The organism is Neisseria sp. HMSC056A03 (assembly GCF_001815685.1).
Taxonomy (GTDB): Bacteria; Pseudomonadota; Gammaproteobacteria; order Burkholderiales; family Neisseriaceae; genus Neisseria; species Neisseria subflava.
In genome coordinates, this window is sequence record NZ_KV821633.1 from 57428 (window position 1) to 75925 (window position 18498).

Genomic DNA, 18498 nt, shown 5'->3' on the forward strand with positions numbered 1-18498 from the left:
GTCTGAAAAATATACTTTCAGACGGCCTTTTATTGATTGTATTTATGTTTTTAAGATTTCCCGGCTTTATCCCCGATTTTGCTTTCTTTACCTTGAATCAGGTTTTTAATATTGCTTTTATGGCGGTACAACACCAATGCGGCAATGAATACGGTTGCCCATGCCCAAGAGGCGTGCAGCATCATGAAGAAGGCGAAGATGGGTGCGCAGACGGTGGCGACCAGTGCGGCGAATGAGGAGACTTTGAAACCGAATGCCATGACCAGCCAAATCAAGGCGCAGAGTAGGGCGGTTGCAGGAGAGAGGGCGAGTAAGACGCCCAATGCGGTGGCTACGCCTTTGCCGCCTTTAAAATTGAAAAATATTGGCCACATATGGCCGACCAATGCGGCGATGGCAACCAGTGCTATCGTTGCATCAGACAAATTTAAAGTGTCTTGCAGACAGCGCGCCAAGATGACGGCAATCAAGCCTTTTACTGCATCGCCGAGCAGGGTCAGTGCGGCTGCTTTTTTCTTACCGCTGCGCAAGACGTTGGTGGCACCGGGGTTGCCGGAGCCGTAAGTGCGCGGATCGTCCATGCCGTAATATTTTGATACGATGACGGCAAAAGACAGGGAGCCGATAAGATAGGCGGCAATAATGGCGAGTACATTGAACATTTTGGGTGCTTTACTTAAAATGGGAACGGTTATTCTATCAAAAAAAACGGACAGGCAAATGGATAAAATCTTTTTGTACGGCATGAAGGCCGATACTTTAATCGGTGTATATGATTGGGAGCGCGAGCGTAAACAGACTTTGATTTTGGATTTGGAAATCAGTGTTCCCGAGCGTACCGGCACGAGCGACGATATCGGCGACACCATTCATTATGGCGAAGTATGCGAAGTTGTACGCCGCAGCCTTGCCGAACAGGATTTTTTACTGCTGGAAACTTTGGCGGAATATATCGCCCAATTAATTTTAAATGATTTTGGTGCGGCCAAAGTGCGTGTCCGTATTGTGAAGCCGGGTATCTTGCCAGATGTTGCGCAGGTCGGTATTGAGATTGAACGTACTCGGGAATAAGGCTTATCTATGCCGTCTGAAAAAGGATTTCAGACGGCCTTTAATATTTAATAATATGGAAATGAGGTAAAAAATGGATTTGAAAGAAACTAAATTAAGCAGTGAGCTAATCTACGAAGGTTCTTTTGTTACCATCAGCCGCGATCGGGTGCGCCTGCCCAACGGCAACGAAAGCCAACGGGTTGTGATCCGTCATCCGGGTGCTGCGTGTGTGTTGGCTGAAACGGAAGACGGTAAAGTTGTTTTGGTACGCCAATGGCGTTATGCTGCCGATCAGGCGACGTTGGAATTGCCGGCGGGTAAATTGGATATGGCGGACGAAGATCCTGCCGAATGCGCTTTGCGTGAGTTGGCGGAAGAAACGCCATATGTCGCCGACAGCGTCAAACTGTTGTACTCCTTTTACACTGCAGTCGGTTTTTGCGATGAAAAAATGTATCTCTACCAAGCGCAAGGCGTGTGTTTGGGCAGCGAGTTGAGCAATGATGAAGATGAAATTACAGAAACCGTCCTGATGAGCAAGGACGAGGTGCGCAATGCATTGGCAAACGATGAAATCAAAGATGGTAAGACTTTGATTGGTCTGCAGTATTGGTTGACTCAGAATTGATATGTTAAGCAGAAAATCCTTGATGGATTTTTGAATACTTGAGCCTGATATTTAGATAATAAAGGTTTCATACAAACAAGGCCGTCTGAAAAAGCGTTCAGACGGCCTTGTTTTATTTTGTAGCCAGATTTTAACCTAATAAAGCCGGTGCAAACCGTGTAATCGTATCGCGTAAAACGATGAGTTTGCCGTGGAAGAAGTGGGATGAACCGGCAATGGTGACAACAGGCAGGCCTTGTGGTTCTGCCCATGTCAGGGCTTTGTTGATTTCGACGACTTCGTCTTCCGCGCCATGAATCATCAATGTTTTGGCGACATCGGGAACGTTGGATGGTTCCGGGCGGTCGGTGTAGTGATGGACGGCGGCGCCCATCAGCAACAGTAAATCAGGCGTGCGCGCTTGTGCGGCAAAGGTGGAAACGTAGCCGCCGAATGAGAAACCGGCCAAGACGAATTGTGGCGCGTCAGGATGTTGCGCGCGAGCATAGTCGATAACGGCAATGCAGTCTTGCGTTTCGCCGCGGCCGTAGTCGTGTTCGCCTTCGCTATTGCCTACGCCGCGCAAATTGGGCAGGTAGCAATGGAAGCCGAGTTGGCTGAGGGCTTTGGCGGCGGTTTGGATGACTTTGTTGGTGTTGGTGCCGCCTTGCAGGGGATTGGGGTGGTTGATGACGGCAACGCCGCGGGCGGATTCTTGTGTGCTTGGCAGGTAGATGGTTTCCAGCAAACCGGCCGGACCGGGGATTTGAATGATGTCGGGTTTGAGCATGAGTGTGTCCTTGTTTGTTTTCAGACGGCCTGAAACGATTTACAGATAAAAATTCTTGCCATTGTTTTGATTGTTGGCTTTCAAATCAGCAAGCATCCGTTTGAAGTCCAAGCCGTATTTCTCGCTTAATTTTTCGGCACGTTTTTTTAAGTTGTCGATATTTTGCTCTTTAGGGCTACTTTGGAATGCCATGACCGCTACGTTGCCGTGGCTTTCGGCAGGCAGTTCGAGTACGCGGCCGTCAAAAACATTGAGCAGGCGTTCGACAAAGCGTTGATAACGCTGGTCGCCACTCCACCAGTTGGTGACAAATACGCCGTCTGGAGAGAGGGCGTTGCGGCAGTCTTGGAAGAAGGGTTCTTCTACCAAAGCATCGATAATCTGTTCGCCGTCAAAACCATCTACCAAAATTACATCGGTATTGTGGCGGAACACTTTAATATATTCCGCGCCATCTGCCTCGATAATTTCAAAATTTTCGCCTTCGTGCGGTAATTCAAACAGGCTGCGCGCTACGGCGATGACTTGAGGATTGATGTCCACGGCGGTTTGCTTGGTGTGGGGTAGATAGCTGTCTATCCAACGGGCAAACGAGCCGCCGCCCAAGCCGATTTGGGTGATGTGTTTGGGCGGAGTTTCTGCAAACAGCAGCCAACCCATCATGGCGCGGCTGTACGACAACACCAGCTCGGACGGATGATCGACATTCATGGAGCTTTGAATGGTGTCGCTGCCCAAGTGCAGGGAACGGATATTGCCTTCTTCGGAAATGCCGACTTCGGGCAGATGAGATTTGGCTGGGCGCAGGCGGCGGTAAGGATGGCGGGGTGGCATGGGTGCAGGCAAAAGATATTAAAGGCGTTATTTTAACAGAAACAATGATGTTTTGCGCTGGGGTGGTTTTCAGACGGCCTTTGAGTGTGTTGGATGAAAAGATAAGGCAGGTATTTAATTTTCTTTAAAATCATTGGTTTTTATAATTTCGTGAGTAACTTTGTTTTAAAATGCTTGCCAAGATGGGAACTTATCGGCATAATGCCGACTTCCTTGCCGGTATAGCTCAGTTGGTAGAGCACCTGACTTGTAATCAGGGGGTCCCGAGTTCGACTCTTGGTGCCGGCACCAGTTAAAGACTGATGGTGCTGCAAGGCATTTCAGTAAGCCGGTATAGCTCAGTTGGTAGAGCACCTGACTTGTAATCAGGGGGTCCCGAGTTCGACTCTTGGTGCCGGCACCAATTAAAAGCCCGATTGTGAAAGCAGTCGGGCTTTTTGCTTATGCTTTGATATTTTAAAAGCAGACCTTATAATACCGCGTTTCCATTACAACAAAGGGCTGTCCGTCGGGCGGAACACACAAAACACCATGATTACCGTAAACACTTTGCAAAAAATGAAAGCAGAGGGCGAAAAAATCGCCATGCTGACCGCTTATGAATCCAGCTTTGCCGCGCTGATGGACAATGCCGGCGTGGATGTATTGCTGGTAGGCGATTCTTTAGGTATGGCGGTGCAAGGTCGTCAGTCCACTTTGCCGGTGAGCTTGCAGGATATGTGCTACCACACTGAATGTGTGGCTCGAGGTGCTAAAAATGCCATGATTGTCAGCGACTTGCCGTTTGGCGCGTATCAGCAGAGCAAAGAGCAGGCATTTGCGGCAGCGGCAGAGTTGATGGCGGCCGGCGCACATATGGTCAAGCTCGAAGGCGGTGTCTGGATGGCGGAGACCACTGAATTTTTGCAAATGCGCGGTATCCCTGTTTGCGCCCACATCGGCCTGACTCCGCAATCCGTGTTTGCATTTGGCGGCTATAAAGTTCAAGGCCGCGGCGACAAGGCAGAAGCGTTGCTCAACGATGCTAAAGCGCATGATGCGGCAGGTGCAGCAATCGTATTGATGGAATGCGTTCCTGCAGAGTTGGCGAAAAAAGTGACTGAGACAGTTTCTTGCCCGACCATCGGTATTGGCGCAGGCGTGGATTGCGACGGTCAGGTTTTGGTGATGCACGATATGCTCGGCATTTTTCCTGGTAAAACCGCCAAATTCGTGAAAAACTTTATGCAGGGCAAAGACAGCGTTCAAGCTGCGGTCAAAGCCTATGTGGACGAAGTCAAAGCAAAAACGTTCCCATCTGTCGAACATACGTTTGCCGGATAAAATAAAAAACAGGCCGTCTGAAACTTATTTCAGACGGCCTTTTTGATGAATAAAAGCGTATAATCGGCGCGTGATTTCCGTTGATGAAACGGCGGAAAAGATAAAGGATTTTTCAAACCATGCAAATCATTCATACGATTAAAGAATTGCGCGAGTGGCGCAAAACTGCCGGAAAAGTGGCATTTGTGCCGACCATGGGCAATTTGCACGAAGGCCATCTTGCGCTGGTGCGCGAAGCAAAAAAACGTGCCGATAATGTTGTGGTCAGTATTTTTGTCAACCGCCTGCAATTCGGACAAGGCGAAGATTTCGACAAATATCCGCGCACTTTGCAACAAGATGCCGACAAATTGGCAGGCGAGGGTGTTGCCGTCGTGTTCGCACCTGATGAAAAAGAGCTGTATCCGAATGTGGAACAGCGTTTCAATGTCGAGCCTCCGCACTTGCAAAACGAATTGTGCGGCAAATTCCGTCCGGGCCATTTCCGCGGCGTGGCGACCGTTGTAACCAAGTTGTTCAACATTGTTCAACCCGATACTGCCTGCTTCGGCAAAAAAGACTATCAGCAGCTGGCGATTATCAAAGGCTTTGTTGAAGATTTGAACTTCAATATCGACATTGTTCCTGTCGACACCGGCCGCGCTTCAGACGGCCTGGCACTTTCCAGCCGCAACCAATATTTGAGCGAAGCAGAACGCGCAGAAGCGCCGCGCCTCTATCAAGAGTTGCAAAATATTGCCGCTGCCCTGAAAAACGGCAATCTGGATTACGCCCAGCTTGAAGCCGAATGTATCCGCCGTTTGACCGATGCCGGCTGGGTGGTTGATTACGTTGAAATCCGCCATGCACACAGCTTGGCAGTGGCTCATGTTGGCGATAAAGAATTGGTGGTGCTTGCCGCCGCCCGTCTGGGTACAACGCGACTGATTGATAATTTGGAAGTGGCTTTGGCTTAAACCCAAGCTGCTGTTAAAGGCCGTCTGAAACCTGTTTTTCAGACGGCCTTTTGTTACAATAACGCTTTTGCGTTTCTAAGGCTTTTCCATGTCCAAACCCACTGTTTCTCCGATGATGCAGCAGTATCTTGCCATCAAATCGCAACACGCCGACAAGCTGGTGTTTTACCGCATGGGCGATTTTTACGAGCTGTTTTTGGATGACGCGGTGGAAGCGGCGAAGCTGTTGGACATCACCCTGACCACGCGCGGGCAGATGGACGGCGTGCCGATTAAGATGGCGGGCGTGCCGTTTCATGCGGCGGAGCAGTATCTGGCGCGGCTGGTGAAGATGGGCAAAAGCGTGGCGGTGTGCGAGCAGGTGGGAGAAGTCGGCGCGGGCAAAGGGCCGGTGGAGCGCAAAGTCGTGCGCATCGTTACGCCCGGCACGCTGACCGACGCGGCATTTTTGGAAGACAAGGAAACCAACCGCATCGCGGCGGTGAACGCGGATAAAAAACACATCGCCATCGCGTGGGCATCTTTGCAAAGCGGCGAATTCAAAACCAAGCTGACGACGGCGGACAAGCTCGCCGACGAGCTGGCGCGTTTGCAGGCGGCGGAAATCCTGTTGCCCGAAGGCAAAAGCCTGCCTAATGGTTTTCAGAGTGCGCAGCCTGCCCGTGGTACGACCTCCGCCAACATCACGCGCCTGAATTCATGGCAGTTTGCCGCCGATGCGGGCGCGAAACTGCTGACCGAATACTTCGGCTGCCAAGACCTGCACGGCTTCGGTTTGGACGGCAAGGAACACGAAGCCGCCGTCGGCGCGGCGGGCGCGCTGTTGAACTACATCCGCCTGACGCAAAACCTGATGCCGCAACACCTCGACGGCATTTCGCTCGAAACCGACAGCCAATATATCGGCATGGACGCCGCCACGCGCCGCAATCTCGAAATCACGCAAACCCTCTCCGGCAAAAAATCGCCGACCCTGTTTTCCATACTAGACGGTTGCGCTACCCACATGGGCAGCCGCCTCTTGGCACTCTGGCTGCACCACCCCTTACGCAGCCGCGCCCACATCCGCGCCCGCCAAGAAGCCGTTGCCGCGCTGGGTTCGCAATACGAAACCCTGCAAGGCCGTCTGAAAAACATCGCAGACATCGAACGCATCGCCGCCCGCATCGCCGTCGGCAACGCCCGCCCGCGCGACCTCGCCGCCCTGCGCGACAGCCTGTTTGCCCTATCCGAAATCGAATTGTCCGCCGAGGGCAGCAGCCTGTTGGAAACCCTCAAAGCCGTTTTCCCCGAAACCCTGCCCGTCGCCGAAACCCTTAAAGCCGCCGTGATGCCCGAACCCGCCGTCTGGCTCAAAGACGGCGGTGTCATCAACCAAGGCTATTCCACAGAACTCGACGAGTTGCGCCACATCCAAAACCACGGCGACGAATTCCTGCTTGACCTCGAAGCGCGCGAACGCGAACGCACTGGCCTCTCCACCCTCAAAGTCGAGTTCAACCGCGTCCACGGTTTCTACATTGAGCTTTCCAAAGTTCAAGCCGAACAAGCCCCCGCCGACTACCAACGCCGCCAGACCCTGAAAAACGCCGAACGCTTCATCACCCCCGAACTCAAAACCTTCGAAGACAAAGTCCTGACCGCGCAAGAGCAAGCATTGGCATTGGAAAAACGCCTGTTTGAAGCCCTCCTCAAAGACATTCAGACGACCCTGCCCCAGCTTCAAAAAGCCGCCAAAGCCGCTGCCGCCCTCGACGTACTCTCCACCTTCGCCGCCACCGCCGCCGAACGCGGCTTCGTCTGCCCCGAGTTCGCCGACTACCCCGTCATCCATATTGAAAACGGCCGCCATCCCGTCGTCGAGCAACAAGTGCGCCACTTCACCGCCAACCACACCCGCCTCGACCACAAACACCGCCTCATGCTCCTGACCGGCCCCAACATGGGCGGCAAATCCACCTACATGCGCCAAGTCGCCCACATCGTCCTCATGGCGCACACCGGCAGCTTCGTCCCCGCCGATGCCGCCCAAATCGGCCCCATCGACCAAATCTTCACCCGCATCGGCGCATCCGACGACCTCGCCTCCAACCGCTCCACCTTCATGGTCGAAATGAGCGAAACCGCCTATATCCTCCACCACGCCACCGACCAATCCCTCGTCCTCATGGACGAAGTCGGACGCGGCACCTCTACCTTTGACGGCCTAGCCCTCGCACACGCCATCGCCGAACACCTGCTGCAAAAAAACAAATCCTTCAGCCTCTTCGCCACCCACTATTTCGAGCTGACCAAGCTGCCCGAGGCCCACGCAACGGCAGTCAACATGCACCTTTCCGCGCTCGAACAAGGACAAGACATCGTCTTCCTCCACCACATCGAACCCGGCCCCGCCAGCAAAAGCTACGGCATCGCCGTTGCCAAACTCGCAGGTCTGCCCAACCGCGCCCTCAAAGCCGCCCAAAAACATCTGGACGAACTCGAAGCCCAAGCCGCCGCCGTCCGCCCGCAGTTGGACATCTTCAGCATAATGCCGTCTGAAAATAGGGTAGAGGAGGAAGAGATTGAGTGTGCCGACAATCCGCCAGCAGATGCCTTGGTCGAAGCTTTGGCGCAAATTCAGCCCGACAACCTCACGCCGCGCGAAGCCTTGGATGCTTTGTATCGCTTGAAAGATATCTGCAACAAGGCATCGTAAATAGCTCAAAGGCCGTCTGAAACAGGGGAATATATTAATGAGTTTTACTGACATTACCGTGGTTGGTATTACCGGCGCAGATTCTTATACCGAGGGTACGATGTATGCCATTATCCGCAGCTGTGCCGAATTGCCCGGAAGCCGTGGATTGCTGATCAGCCCGAGCTGTCCTCAAGGTTTGCCGGAAAATATCCGACATCAGCCTTGCCGGAAATTCGGTTATCTGGAATACAATCTGTTTGTTTTGTACCAACTGATGTATTACATCAATACTGATTATTGTTTGATTGTTCAAAATGACGGCTGGGTGTTGAACGGTCAAAACTGGCAGGATGCCTATCGGGAATATGACTATATCGGCGCACCTTTGCCGATTTTGTTGGAAACCGAAGCTGACGGGCAGTTTTTTCTGAAGGGAACCGACCAATATTTGGCCAAACAACATTTGATTCAGACTTCTCCGAGTTTGGACGAGCCGCAGAACGGCGGTTTCAGCCTGCGTAGCAGACGGCTTTTAACCATGCCGCGACAACTGGGCTTAAATGTAGAAATCCGACCGCCGTTGCCGCCGAAAGACGAAAAAATTGCCGATATGGAATGGCTGGTAAAGCTGCACCACGAAGATATGTTTTTGACGGCGCAACACCGTTATAGATTGCAGGACTTGGGTTTGAAATTTGCGCCTCCGAATATTGCTACGCAATTTTCTTTAGAAGTACCGTTTATCAATCAAATGAGGAATGTCCCTTTAGAGCGCGTCTTCGGGGCGCACTGGATGGGCAATGTGGTCTTGACCGGCTGCAATCGTGTCCGGTTTGCCCAATTGAATGAGGATAGATTGGAAACATACTCCCGTTTTTTTAGAAATTTGGGTTATGAATGGGAATAAATTAAGGCCGTCTGAAAGTTCAGACGGCCTTTTTTAATGGTTGTTAATGCTGATGGGCATGGCGTGCAGCCGCGCGTTTGGTGCCGACAGGTACGATCAGCGTTGCATAAGCTTTGTCCTGCTGGCATACGCTTTTATCGCTGTAATCGGTCTCGTTCACCACTTTGATTTTCCACAAGCCGTCAATCAACGTAATCACATTGACCACGCCGTTTTTATCGGTTTTGCCGGAGAAGCCTTGAGGCTCGCGGTGGTCATGGGTTGATTCCAAGTCCATTTCGGCCAAAGTGTCCGAGCTGGCGGTAACGGTGGCTTTAACCAAAGGCTCGCCTTTGTACAGGACTTTGACCGGCAAAATACCGCCGGCTTTGACTTCGTTCGGATTTTTCAGCGGAACCAGTTCCAGCTCTTGGCCGATAGGGCGGGTCAATACAGCTTCATCAACTGCGCCGTTGCCCACTTGGACAAAGCTTTTGCCGAACATTTGCGATTGTTCGCAATAGGTTGCGCCGGCCAACTGTTTTAAGGTTTGCTGTTTCCAGCCGTCTTGGTTTTTCGACCAGAAAGTCGGTTTGTAGGTTGCGCTGACCCAGTAGGAGCCTTCAGGCAAAGCGGCTTTAGAAACGTATTGATAGTTTTCGCCTTTATTTACCAAATCAACGGTTTTCTTTGAGCTGCCGGTCAATTGCAGCGGCTTGAAAATATGCACGCGGTCGTCGGCGATTTTTTCGACATTGGGGAAGTCATGGCTGTAACCTAAATCCGCATGCAGGATTTGGCCGGCAGGCTGATGTGTCGGTGCGGCCACCCAAACATCGTGCGCCTGCGCCACTGCGCCCAATCCCAGCAATCCTAAAAGCATCCATTGTTTCATAATTTCTACACTCCATTTTGTTGTTGAATGAAAGGCCTTGTATTTTGGCGAGTAGAAACATTACTCTTATTTGCATTTTTTGTAAATACAAAGGATTAGATTTTTTAATTATAAATAATTATTTATATTGGATTTTCAGACGGCCTGACGTATTGGGCAATGCTGTTTGCAACGTATGTTTATCTTGTATAAATAGCTGCTTTAATCTTTATCTGATTGATGTATATATAATTTATCGTAATGCTTATCTGTGTGGGCATTTTTTCCCAACTTCCGCCCGGATTGTATATAACCAAAACTGATAAACGCGAAAGCAAACATTATTTCCAGTTTGCATCCAATCCCGATAAAGTGCTCCCATATTTTTAACAGGAGCCGACCATGAATATCCGTACGCTTTCTTTTGCCGCTTTGACCGCCGCGCTGGCTTTGAGCGCGTGCTCGCCAAAAGCCGAACAATCCGCCGACAATGCCTCTCAAGCTGCCGGAGGTAAGGGGGGCGAAGTCAAATTGCTGAACGTCTCCTACGATGTCGCCCGCGATTTTTATAAAGAATACAATCCTTTATTTGTCAAAGAGTTTGCCGCAAAAAACGGCGGGCAGACGGTTGAAGTCCAACAGTCGCACGGCGGCTCCAGCAAGCAGGCTTTGGCTGTCGCTAACGGTTTGGCTGCCGATGTGGTGACCATGAACCAGACTTCCGATATCGAGCTTTTGGTGAAAAAAGGTTTGGTCAAAGCTGATTGGAATACACGCCTGCCGGACAATGCCGTACCTTATACCAGCAACGTCGTTTTCTTGGTACGTAAAGGTAATCCGAAACACATCCAAGACTGGGGCGATTTGGCTAAAGACGGCGTGCAAATCGTTTTGGCCAACCCGAAAACCACCGGCAACGGCCGCTACGCCTTTTTGGGTGCGTACGGTTATGGTTTGAAAGTCAATAACGGCGATGAAGGCAAAACCAAAGATTTTGTGGCCGCATTGCTGAAAAACACGCCTGTGTTTGAAAACGGCGGCCGCGCGGCGACGACGACCTTCAGTCAACGCAATATCGGCGATGTCTTGGTTACCTTTGAAAATGAGGCCAACTACGTCAGCAAAAAGCTGACCCAAGACCAATTTGAAATTGTTTATCCAAGCTACACTATTCTTTCCGAAGCACCGGTTGCCGTCGTGGACAGCGTAGTCGACAAAAAAGGCACACGCGCCACTGCCGAAGCCTATCTGCAAAACCTCTGGAGCGAACCAGCCCAAGAATTGGCCGCCAATCTTTACCTGCGTCCGCGCAATGCCGAAGTATTGGCGAAACACAAAGCCGACTTCCCTGAGATTGACACGTTTAATCCGAATGAGAAATTTGGATCGTGGGAAGAAATCATGAAAAAATTCTTTGCCGATGGTGGATTGTTTGACCAGCTTTCCAGTAAAAAATAAGGCTTAAACATAGAGGCCGTCTGAAACTTCAGACGGCCTTTTGTTACAATAAGCCTTTTTCTTATCCATCTTTTCCCATGTCCCAACGCAAAATCATCCATATCGATATGGACGCATTCTACGCTTCGGTAGAACTGCGCGAGCAGCCGCACCTGAAAGGGTTGCCCGTCGTTGTGGCGTGGGACGGCACGCGGTCGGTTATTTGTGCCGCTTCTTATGAAGCGCGAAAATTCGGTTTGCACTCGGCGATGTCGGTGGCGACAGCGAAAAGGCTGTGTCCGCAGGCGGTGTTTGTGCCGCCGCATTTTGATTTGTACCGCCAAGTGTCGGCGCAGATTCATGCTGTGTTTCGGCGCTATACCGATTTGATCGAGCCTTTGTCTTTGGACGAGGCTTATTTGGATGTTACCCGAAATTTTGAAAATATCCCGTACGCCAGCGAGGTAGCCAAACGCATTCGTGCCGAAATTTTTGAAGAAACCGGTTTGACAGCCTCCGCAGGCATCGCACCCAATAAGTTTTTGGCAAAAATCGCTTCCGACTGGCGCAAGCCGAACGGGCAGTTTGTGCTGCCGCCGCAAAAAATCATGACGTTTTTGGAGAGCCTGCCGTTGGGTAAAATTCCCGGTGTCGGCAAAGTCACGCTGAAAAAGATGAATACCCTCGGTATGCAGACCGCCGGCGATTTACGCCGTTTTGAGCGCGGCGAACTTTTAAACCATTTCGGCCGCTACGGCTACCGTCTTTACGATTTGGCACGCGGTATCGACGAGCGGCCGGTCAAAGCCGAACGCGAACGCCTGCAAATCTCAACCGAAATCACCTTGCCCGAAGATTTGTCTTTGGCGCAGGCTTCAAGCCATTTGCCGCACCTTGCCGAAGACCTTTGGCGGCAAATCGAACGCAAAAACGTCGAAGCCAAAGGCGTTACCCTCAAACTCAAAACCCACGATTTCCGCATTATCACGCGTTCGCTGACGTATTCTTCCGTCTTGCCCGACAGCACCTCGCTGCTTCAGGCGGCGCATACTTTGTTGCAACGCATACCGCCGCAACGCGAAGACGCCTTCCGCCTGATCGGTATCGGCGTGAGTCATTTGCTGCCGAAAAACCAGCAGCAGACGCTTTGGTTATAAAGAAATAGAAAAGCATTCTTTCCGTTTGAAGATTGGGCGCAGGACAATATTGTTCCATAACCATATCAGCAGCCGTTTAAACAGGCCGTCTGAAAACGTTTCAGACGGCCTTTTTGACGGTTTAACAAAATGATTTATCAAGAATTTGTTTTTCGTTCAACAAAAGTGGAAAGCAGGGCGGTATCGATGTCCCATTTCCAAATACCTTGATCCGAGCCGTCCATGCCGCGCAGGAAGAGGTAGCGGATGGCGATTTTAGGCAAGGGCTTGCCGCGCAGGGCGTAGTAGCGCGCAATGGCAACGGCGTAGATCAGGGCTTGCAGGTAGTAGTGATGATGCGCCACGGCTTCGTTCATCGCCTGTTGCGTGTACGCGCTTGTATCGTTGCCCAAATGGTTGGATTTGTAGTCGATTAAAACGACATTGCCGTCTGAATCTTGGCAAACCATATCGATAAAGCCGTTTAAATAGCCTTGCAAATCATGGAAATCAAGCAGTTGCGCGGCTTGGACGCATTCGGGCGGCAGGTTTGCTTCGCTTGAGGCAAACCAATGGCGCAAGTCGTCCAGTTTGAAATCGTCCATGTACAGGGTGAACCCCATTTCGGGCAGGCGTCGGGTTGGCGGAATCTGCGACAGGCTCTCGCCGATTAAAGGCGTCAGGCGGCAGGTGTCGAGCATGGTACTTACCGTTGGCAACCATTTGTCTTCAAAGCTGTGGCGTTGTAAAACTTCGGCAATCATTTCGGATTGGCTCTCGGCAGAGGCGGCGAAGTCGAGTTTTTCCAACATTTCATGCAAACATACGCCGGCATTGGTGCCGCGGGGGAAATGGTGGATATCAAGGCCGTCTGAAAGTGGGGACGGCAGGTTTTCAGACGGCATGGCACGGTCTGCGCTTTCTGCCGGGTCGATGGCAGGTTGCAAAGGTTCGTGTTGTTCGTCGGTTGACTTGGTGTGTCTGCTCAAACCGGTAAAGCTGGTGTGGCGGATAAAGTCAAAATCGCGGCGTTTGATGCTATGTGCGCCAAAAGCTTGGTCTTGCTGGCGGCTGTATTGGTAGACGGTTTCTGGCGGGGCTTCTTCCGTGAAGGCAAACTCCGTATTTTCAGGCGCATTTTTGATAAAGCGTTGCCAGTTGAGCTTGAGCATTTCCACAACATCTGTCGCGCTTTTATAGCTTTGGTTGACGCTTTCGCGGTCGGCATCCGGCAAACCTTCGAGCAGATAGGCAAAAGGATTGTTTGGCGTACAGTATTTGTTGGCGGCAGCGTAGATGTTGAGCTGTTCTTCGGCGCGGGTAAGGGCGACATAGAGCAGGCGTAAATCTTCTGCCGTCTTTTCATCGGTAAGGTGGCTTAGTTCTGCTTCCGAGGTTTGCGATGTTGCCAGCAGCTCGGTTTCGTGGTTTTCATTATGCAGGATTTTCCAGTTTTCTTTGGAATTGTCTTTGGTATCCCATGCAAAGGGGCAGTACACCAAAGGATATTGCAAACCTTTCGACGCGTGCATGGTAACGATTTTGACCAGTTTTTCGTCGCTTTCAAGACGGATGGTTTGCGCGTCTGACGGGAAATGGCCGCTGCGCGCACGGCCGATTTGTTCGTTCAGCCATTTATGCAGGGCGGCAGGGTTGCGGCTTTGGCTGTCTTCTTCGGCCAAAAGCTCCAGAATTTGGTAGTAGTTGGTCAGGCTGCGTTCGTTGCCGCCTTTGAGCAGGCGTGTTTCGATGTCATGTAGGGCGGCAAACTGCTGCACGGCGGCAAAAATGCCGCCTTTACGCCATTTTTCCATGGCTTCGGCAGACGATTCCAGCCATTTCAGTAGCTGGTGTTCGTTGTGGTTGAGTTCGTAAATCTCTTTGGCGGTATAGCCGAATAAAACGCCAGTTAAGACAAAGCGCAGCCAGTCGGTTTGCCTTGGGTTGAGCCAAAAGCCGATCAGCGCGGACAGCGAGTCTGCCTCGGCGGAATCGAAAACGGACTGGCGCGACAGCAACACGCTTTGGATACGGCGCTGTTTCAGTTTTCCGGCAATCATCGCCGCTTCGTTGTTGGTGCGTACCAAGACGGCAATATCGCCGGATTCCAATGCACGGCCTTTGAAGTTCAGACGGCCTTCGGCTGCTTCATTGAGCGCAAAGGCAATTTCATCGGCGCAATATTCGGCGGCACGGCCGCGCAAAATTTCTTTGCCGGTTTGGTCGTCCGTATTGAGCCAGCGCACTTGGATGGCGGGGCGGTGTGGCGACAGCCGGCTTTTGGCGCGGCTGGCGGAGACATCGCTGTAATCGATGTTTTCCAATACAAAGGGGTGTTTTTTTTGTTTGAACAAGGCGCTGATGCCATTGATCAGCTTGGCATGGCTGCGGTAGTTGACGGCAAGGGTGTAATGTCTGTCCGCATCTTGCGCGGCTTGCAGATAGGCGTAAATGTCCGCACCGCGAAAGCTGTAAATCGCCTGTTTGGGGTCGCCAACGAGAAACAGCGGGCAGCCTTGTTCGATAAAAATTTGGCGGAAAATTTCATATTGCAGCGGGTCGGTATCTTGGAATTCGTCAATCAGCGCGATTTCCCAGTTTGCCGCCGCCACTTTTGCCAATGTGTTGCCCTGTTCATTGGTGGTCAATGCCTGATGGACATCCAGCAGCAAATCGTCAAACACGCGCTCGCGGCGTGATTTTTTTTGTTCGGCAATAGATTGGTTGATGTAGGAAAGGAGGTCGAGTTGCAGGCGGATGAAGACCGCTTCTTCCGCGCTTTCCATTGCCTGCAAATCACGACCGAGATTGGCCAAGGCTTGCAGCTGGATAATTTCCGGCGCATCGGCATCGGCTTTATATTCTTTTTTCAGTTTGCTGTTGAGCGTGTCGATACTGAAGAGGCTTAATTTCCCTAGCGTTTGTTTGCTCAGGCGGGGCAGATGACTGGATTCGGCGTTTGTTTTTAAATCGATAAAAACATTTTCAAAGGTATTTCTTTTGTAGGTCTGGCCATTAAGTTTGGGCAAGATTGTCCAAAACGCTTTTTCCAAGTCTTCCAACTGACCGCAAACTTTTTGCCATGTTTCTTGAAGGTTGGCTTGGGCTTCTTTCAAACTGCCTTCAGGCCGTCTGAATTTCAGATAGGGGCGGCCGGTATAGCTTTTGATTTCGGCAAGCATTTCTTCAGGCGTGCATTTCCGGTCAAAAACCAATTGTGCCAATGTGGTATCGGTTGCCACTTTCTGCCGCCAAAAGTCCTGCGCAGGAATCAGCAGCCTCTCGCGCGAGTCGTCCGACAGCTCGACATCCAAAGGCGCACCGCACAAAAACGCGTAATCGCGCAAAACGCGCTGACAGAAGCCGTGGATGGTGTAAATCGATGCGTTGTCAAACTGGCTCAGCGCGGCTTTGAGGCGGAGAATCAGGCGATGGCAGCTTTCTTGACCGTCTTGCTCGCCTAAAGCCAAAGGAATCAAACGATTGAGAAAGTCATCGGGAGATTTTTTCTCTTTGTCGTAATATGTGTTCAGGCCGTCTGAAATATGTTCCGGCTCGCCGCCCAAAGTTTGAATTTCGTTCAAAACCTGCAACACTTCGTCCAAACGCGCGCGTAAACGGGTTTTCAGTTCTGCCGTCGCCGCTTTGGTAAAGGTAACGACCAGAATTTTCTCGATGTCTTTTTTTTCTAAAACAATCAGTCGGGTAAAGAGTGCGGCAATGCCGTAGGTTTTACCCGTGCCGGCAGAAGCTTCGATGAGGTTGGTGCCGTCGATGGAAAGTGTGAGCGCGTCAAAAGGAAGGGCGGAAGACATGGTTGGAACGGAATAATATTAGCGAGGCATTATCATAACAGAGATAGTGCGTCGTTTTGCATTGATGATAAAAATGCCGTCTGAAAACTTTCTGTTTTCAGACGGCATGTCTTAATGGCTATCTAAATGATTTTAGTAGCGCATCTTAGTAGCGCAAACGGCGTTTGGCGTAGCTTGGTTGGCGAGGACGGTAGGTATAACGGTTCGCTGCAGGAGCTTTACTGTCATCATAGTAGTACGCAACATTATTACCGTTGATGGTCGTATTGTTGACGCTCAAACCGGTTGGAGAGCCGGTAGTAATAACAACATTGTCGCTTTGGATGGTGTTTGCCGTATTGGTTACGTTGGCTTCGTTTTTACCTTTGGCGTTGATGCCGCCGTTTGGTTTGCCTGAAGCGTAGCTGCCATTGACAGTGACGGTCAGATTTTTTTCGTTAACGCTGCTGATCGCGCCGGAAGTATTGACTTTGTTGCCTTCTACTTCAACGGAGTTGTTGGATACCAGGTTGGTACCGTGCAGGTTGACGTCGCCGTTGTTGGCATTGATTTTAATATCGTTGCCGGCCGCTACATTCGCGCCTGTGGCGGTAGAAGAAGCGTTATCGGTTTTGTTGACGCCGACAGAGCCATTGACGTGAGGAACGGCAACACCGGTTTCAACATTGATTGTCGCACCTGCGCCGATACCGACATTAACGGCTGTACCTTGGTTGGAGGCAGTATTGGCTGACTCGGTGAAGATTACGCCGTTGCCTGCGGTAATGTTGACGTTGTTGGCAGTAATGTTGGATGCGATTTCAGCAGAGTCTTTGGCGTTGATGACAACATTGGTCGCATTCATATCGCCTTTGACGGCGGTAGATTCTTTTTTGTTTTCATCAGCGTAGTTGACGTTCAGGTTGGCATTTACATCAACGTTTGAACCGTCTTTGGTGTATCGATGAATTTGATACCGGCTTTGGCAGTCACGCTGCTGTTTTCTTTATTGGTTTCGGTGCCAGAGTAGCCTTTAATGGAATACTCGTTGACCTGTTTGTTTTCTACTGCTTTGCCGCTTGTCGACAGAACTTATAAATCAGGTGGTCGTCGTAGCTCGAATTGCGGTTGATGGTGCTGCTCACAGTAAAGGTTTGGCTGTCTGCAAAACACTCCCAGCCGGGCAGGTGCAGTTCGGCCACGAGGTCGAGATAGGCGGGCAGTTCGCTGCGGGTGTTCCCGCACCTGCCGCGTCGCCGTCTCATCTTTCTTATTCCCCGCCTGCGTGGCGAGATTTTTCATGCCTGCCTTTTTAGGACGGACACGATGGTGGCAAGATCATTGGGCGACCAGCGCCAGCAGTCGGGCAGCCCCAATGCGGCGGCGTACCACTCGGAGCAAAACCACTTGTCGCCGCGTTGGCGGGTTTTGAATACCACGCCGACGGCACCGAACCAGTCGTAGGGCTAGCTGACGGTATTGCGGTATAGGCGGTCGAGCTGGCCGTGCTCATTGATGCTGTCGGGCAACGGGATTAGATCCCACTTATCAGCGGGCAGCAGCATCGTTTTGGCGCGCACGCCGCCGTCGCGCACGGAAGATGAAATACAGTCGTACCCGCCGCCTTCGACTGGGCCGTAGGCAATCTCGGCGTGGCTGTATTGGCCACGAGTGAGAATGCGGGTCAGCCAGTCGGTGGCTCGAGCACACCATACGCGCCAGCCGGAGCCGCCCCGATGGCCTTTATAGAGAGCTAGGTAGTATCGTGGTTTCATGATTACGCCTCCTCCAGCTCGGCGGCGGGCTGCTCGTAGTTAGCTGTCCAGCCGTCCGAATAATCGTATTCCAGCGGATTTTCGGCCTTTAACATGGCGGCTTTATGGCGTTCGGCGTTGGCAAAGTCGGCCTGTTCATCCAATACCATCTGCGTAGTCATCTCATCCAGTAGCTCGCGGGTCATGAGGACAAAATCGTTTTCCATCGTTTTCCAGCGTAACCCCACCGGCAACTCTTTCATGGTGCGCAGTAGGATGTATTGGGTGCAGCTCTCATCGTTGGTGTGAAACCACTTACCCACGCTTTTGACAAATACCCCAGGAATCATACGGCAGCTTGTATATGTTTACAC

General features: G+C 51.4%; 17 protein-coding genes and 2 tRNA genes. 10 read left to right on the forward strand and 9 right to left on the reverse strand.

Annotated features, from left to right (window positions below; all coding sequences use genetic code 11):
• Positions 1-50: 50 nt before the first annotated feature.
• The gene (gene plsY / locus HMPREF3052_RS06420) at positions 51-662 is read right to left on the reverse strand and encodes a glycerol-3-phosphate 1-O-acyltransferase PlsY (protein ID WP_070749225.1); all 612 of its coding nucleotides are present in this window, start codon (positions 660-662) and stop codon (positions 51-53) included.
• 58 nt (positions 663-720) lie between these two features.
• On the opposite strand from plsY, the gene folB reads away from it, so the two are divergent.
• A complete protein-coding gene (gene folB / locus HMPREF3052_RS06425; RefSeq protein ID WP_049329397.1) occupies positions 721-1071 on the forward strand; it encodes a dihydroneopterin aldolase in 351 nt (116 codons plus the stop codon).
• Between the two features lie 73 nt (positions 1072-1144).
• Positions 1145-1681 (forward strand): NUDIX hydrolase, encoded by a 537-nt coding sequence (locus tag HMPREF3052_RS06430; RefSeq protein ID WP_070749226.1) that lies wholly within the window; start codon positions 1145-1147, stop codon positions 1679-1681.
• 130 nt (positions 1682-1811) lie between these two features.
• On the opposite strand, the gene HMPREF3052_RS06435 is transcribed toward HMPREF3052_RS06430, so the two are convergent.
• Together HMPREF3052_RS06435 and HMPREF3052_RS06440 are read right to left on the reverse strand one after the other, a co-directional pair.
• The gene (locus tag HMPREF3052_RS06435) at positions 1812-2450 is read right to left on the reverse strand and encodes an alpha/beta hydrolase (protein WP_003747207.1); all 639 of its coding nucleotides are present in this window, start codon (positions 2448-2450) and stop codon (positions 1812-1814) included.
• Positions 2451-2489: 39 nt separating this feature from the next.
• Positions 2490-3284 carry a polyamine aminopropyltransferase gene (locus tag HMPREF3052_RS06440; protein WP_049350624.1) on the reverse strand — a complete coding sequence of 265 codons (795 nt, stop codon included), beginning with the start codon at positions 3282-3284 and terminating at the stop codon, positions 2490-2492.
• A 215-nt stretch (positions 3285-3499) separates the two neighbouring features.
• Here HMPREF3052_RS06440 and HMPREF3052_RS06445 point away from each other — a divergent pair.
• The 6 genes from HMPREF3052_RS06445 to HMPREF3052_RS06470 all read left to right on the forward strand — a co-directional run bounded on the left by HMPREF3052_RS06445 (position 3500) and on the right by HMPREF3052_RS06470 (position 9150).
• Positions 3500-3575: transfer RNA gene (locus tag HMPREF3052_RS06445), tRNA-Thr, on the forward strand.
• 36 nt (positions 3576-3611) lie between these two features.
• Positions 3612-3687, forward strand: a tRNA-Thr gene (locus HMPREF3052_RS06450).
• Between the two features lie 128 nt (positions 3688-3815).
• On the forward strand, positions 3816-4607 hold the full coding sequence (panB, locus tag HMPREF3052_RS06455) for a 3-methyl-2-oxobutanoate hydroxymethyltransferase (protein ID WP_049329718.1): 792 nt from the start codon (positions 3816-3818) through the stop codon (positions 4605-4607).
• Between the two features lie 119 nt (positions 4608-4726).
• Positions 4727-5563: a pantoate--beta-alanine ligase gene (panC, locus tag HMPREF3052_RS06460; protein WP_070749227.1), complete on the forward strand. Its 837-nt coding sequence runs from the start codon at positions 4727-4729 to the stop codon at positions 5561-5563.
• 88 nt (positions 5564-5651) lie between these two features.
• A complete protein-coding gene (gene mutS / locus HMPREF3052_RS06465) occupies positions 5652-8261 on the forward strand; it encodes a DNA mismatch repair protein MutS (RefSeq protein WP_070749228.1) in 2610 nt (869 codons plus the stop codon).
• A 37-nt stretch (positions 8262-8298) separates the two neighbouring features.
• Positions 8299-9150, forward strand: a complete 852-nt coding sequence (locus HMPREF3052_RS06470; protein ID WP_070749229.1) for a DUF5672 family protein — start codon at positions 8299-8301, stop codon at positions 9148-9150.
• A 43-nt stretch (positions 9151-9193) separates the two neighbouring features.
• Here HMPREF3052_RS06470 and HMPREF3052_RS06475 read toward each other — a convergent pair whose 3' ends face one another.
• Positions 9194-10024 (reverse strand): DUF4198 domain-containing protein, encoded by an 831-nt coding sequence (locus HMPREF3052_RS06475; RefSeq protein WP_070749230.1) that lies wholly within the window; start codon positions 10022-10024, stop codon positions 9194-9196.
• A 387-nt stretch (positions 10025-10411) separates the two neighbouring features.
• Between HMPREF3052_RS06475 and HMPREF3052_RS06480 the strand changes: the two genes are divergently transcribed.
• Both HMPREF3052_RS06480 and dinB read left to right on the forward strand, forming a co-directional pair.
• Positions 10412-11461: a sulfate ABC transporter substrate-binding protein gene (locus tag HMPREF3052_RS06480; RefSeq protein WP_210399510.1), complete on the forward strand. Its 1050-nt coding sequence runs from the start codon at positions 10412-10414 to the stop codon at positions 11459-11461.
• A 77-nt stretch (positions 11462-11538) separates the two neighbouring features.
• On the forward strand, positions 11539-12597 hold the full coding sequence (gene dinB / locus HMPREF3052_RS06485) for a DNA polymerase IV (protein WP_070749232.1): 1059 nt from the start codon (positions 11539-11541) through the stop codon (positions 12595-12597).
• A 137-nt stretch (positions 12598-12734) separates the two neighbouring features.
• On the opposite strand, the gene recB is transcribed toward dinB, so the two are convergent.
• From recB to HMPREF3052_RS06505, 5 genes are all read right to left on the reverse strand, one after another.
• Positions 12735-16391 carry an exodeoxyribonuclease V subunit beta gene (gene recB, locus HMPREF3052_RS06490; protein ID WP_070749233.1) on the reverse strand — a complete coding sequence of 1219 codons (3657 nt, stop codon included), beginning with the start codon at positions 16389-16391 and terminating at the stop codon, positions 12735-12737.
• 145 nt (positions 16392-16536) lie between these two features.
• Entirely contained in the window at positions 16537-17235 is a 699-nt protein-coding gene (locus tag HMPREF3052_RS06495) for a hemagglutinin repeat-containing protein (protein WP_070749234.1), read from the reverse strand.
• Between the two features lie 433 nt (positions 17236-17668).
• Positions 17669-17809 (reverse strand): hypothetical protein, encoded by a 141-nt coding sequence (locus HMPREF3052_RS12130; RefSeq protein WP_308111178.1) that lies wholly within the window; start codon positions 17807-17809, stop codon positions 17669-17671.
• 27 nt (positions 17810-17836) lie between these two features.
• Positions 17837-18145 carry a hypothetical protein gene (locus HMPREF3052_RS12135; RefSeq protein WP_308186868.1) on the reverse strand — a complete coding sequence of 103 codons (309 nt, stop codon included), beginning with the start codon at positions 18143-18145 and terminating at the stop codon, positions 17837-17839.
• A gap of 2 nt (positions 18146-18147) precedes the next feature.
• Positions 18148-18474 (reverse strand): DUF4376 domain-containing protein, encoded by a 327-nt coding sequence (locus HMPREF3052_RS06505; RefSeq protein ID WP_053090877.1) that lies wholly within the window; start codon positions 18472-18474, stop codon positions 18148-18150.
• Positions 18475-18498 lie beyond the last annotated feature (24 nt).

Bases quoted from the DNA above. Each gene is read 5' to 3' on its own strand.
- panB (WP_049329718.1), top strand. From the start codon at position 3,816: ATGATTACCGTAAACACTTTGCAAAAAATGAAAGCAGAGGGCGAAAAA.
- HMPREF3052_RS06475 (WP_070749230.1), bottom strand. From the start codon at position 10,024: ATGAAACAATGGATGCTTTTAGGATTGCTGGGATTGGGCGCAGTGGCG.
- folB (WP_049329397.1), top strand. From the start codon at position 721: ATGGATAAAATCTTTTTGTACGGCATGAAGGCCGATACTTTAATCGGT.
- panC (WP_070749227.1), top strand. From the start codon at position 4,727: ATGCAAATCATTCATACGATTAAAGAATTGCGCGAGTGGCGCAAAACT.
- mutS (WP_070749228.1), top strand. From the start codon at position 5,652: ATGTCCAAACCCACTGTTTCTCCGATGATGCAGCAGTATCTTGCCATC.
- HMPREF3052_RS06505 (WP_053090877.1), bottom strand. From the start codon at position 18,474: ATGATTCCTGGGGTATTTGTCAAAAGCGTGGGTAAGTGGTTTCACACC.
- HMPREF3052_RS12135 (WP_308186868.1), bottom strand. From the start codon at position 18,145: ATGAAACCACGATACTACCTAGCTCTCTATAAAGGCCATCGGGGCGGC.
- HMPREF3052_RS06430 (WP_070749226.1), top strand. From the start codon at position 1,145: ATGGATTTGAAAGAAACTAAATTAAGCAGTGAGCTAATCTACGAAGGT.
- HMPREF3052_RS06470 (WP_070749229.1), top strand. From the start codon at position 8,299: ATGAGTTTTACTGACATTACCGTGGTTGGTATTACCGGCGCAGATTCT.
- dinB (WP_070749232.1), top strand. From the start codon at position 11,539: ATGTCCCAACGCAAAATCATCCATATCGATATGGACGCATTCTACGCT.
- HMPREF3052_RS06435 (WP_003747207.1), bottom strand. From the start codon at position 2,450: ATGCTCAAACCCGACATCATTCAAATCCCCGGTCCGGCCGGTTTGCTG.
- HMPREF3052_RS06495 (WP_070749234.1), bottom strand. From the start codon at position 17,235: ATGAATGCGACCAATGTTGTCATCAACGCCAAAGACTCTGCTGAAATC.
- plsY (WP_070749225.1), bottom strand. From the start codon at position 662: ATGTTCAATGTACTCGCCATTATTGCCGCCTATCTTATCGGCTCCCTG.
- HMPREF3052_RS06440 (WP_049350624.1), bottom strand. From the start codon at position 3,284: ATGCCACCCCGCCATCCTTACCGCCGCCTGCGCCCAGCCAAATCTCAT.
- recB (WP_070749233.1), bottom strand. From the start codon at position 16,391: ATGTCTTCCGCCCTTCCTTTTGACGCGCTCACACTTTCCATCGACGGC.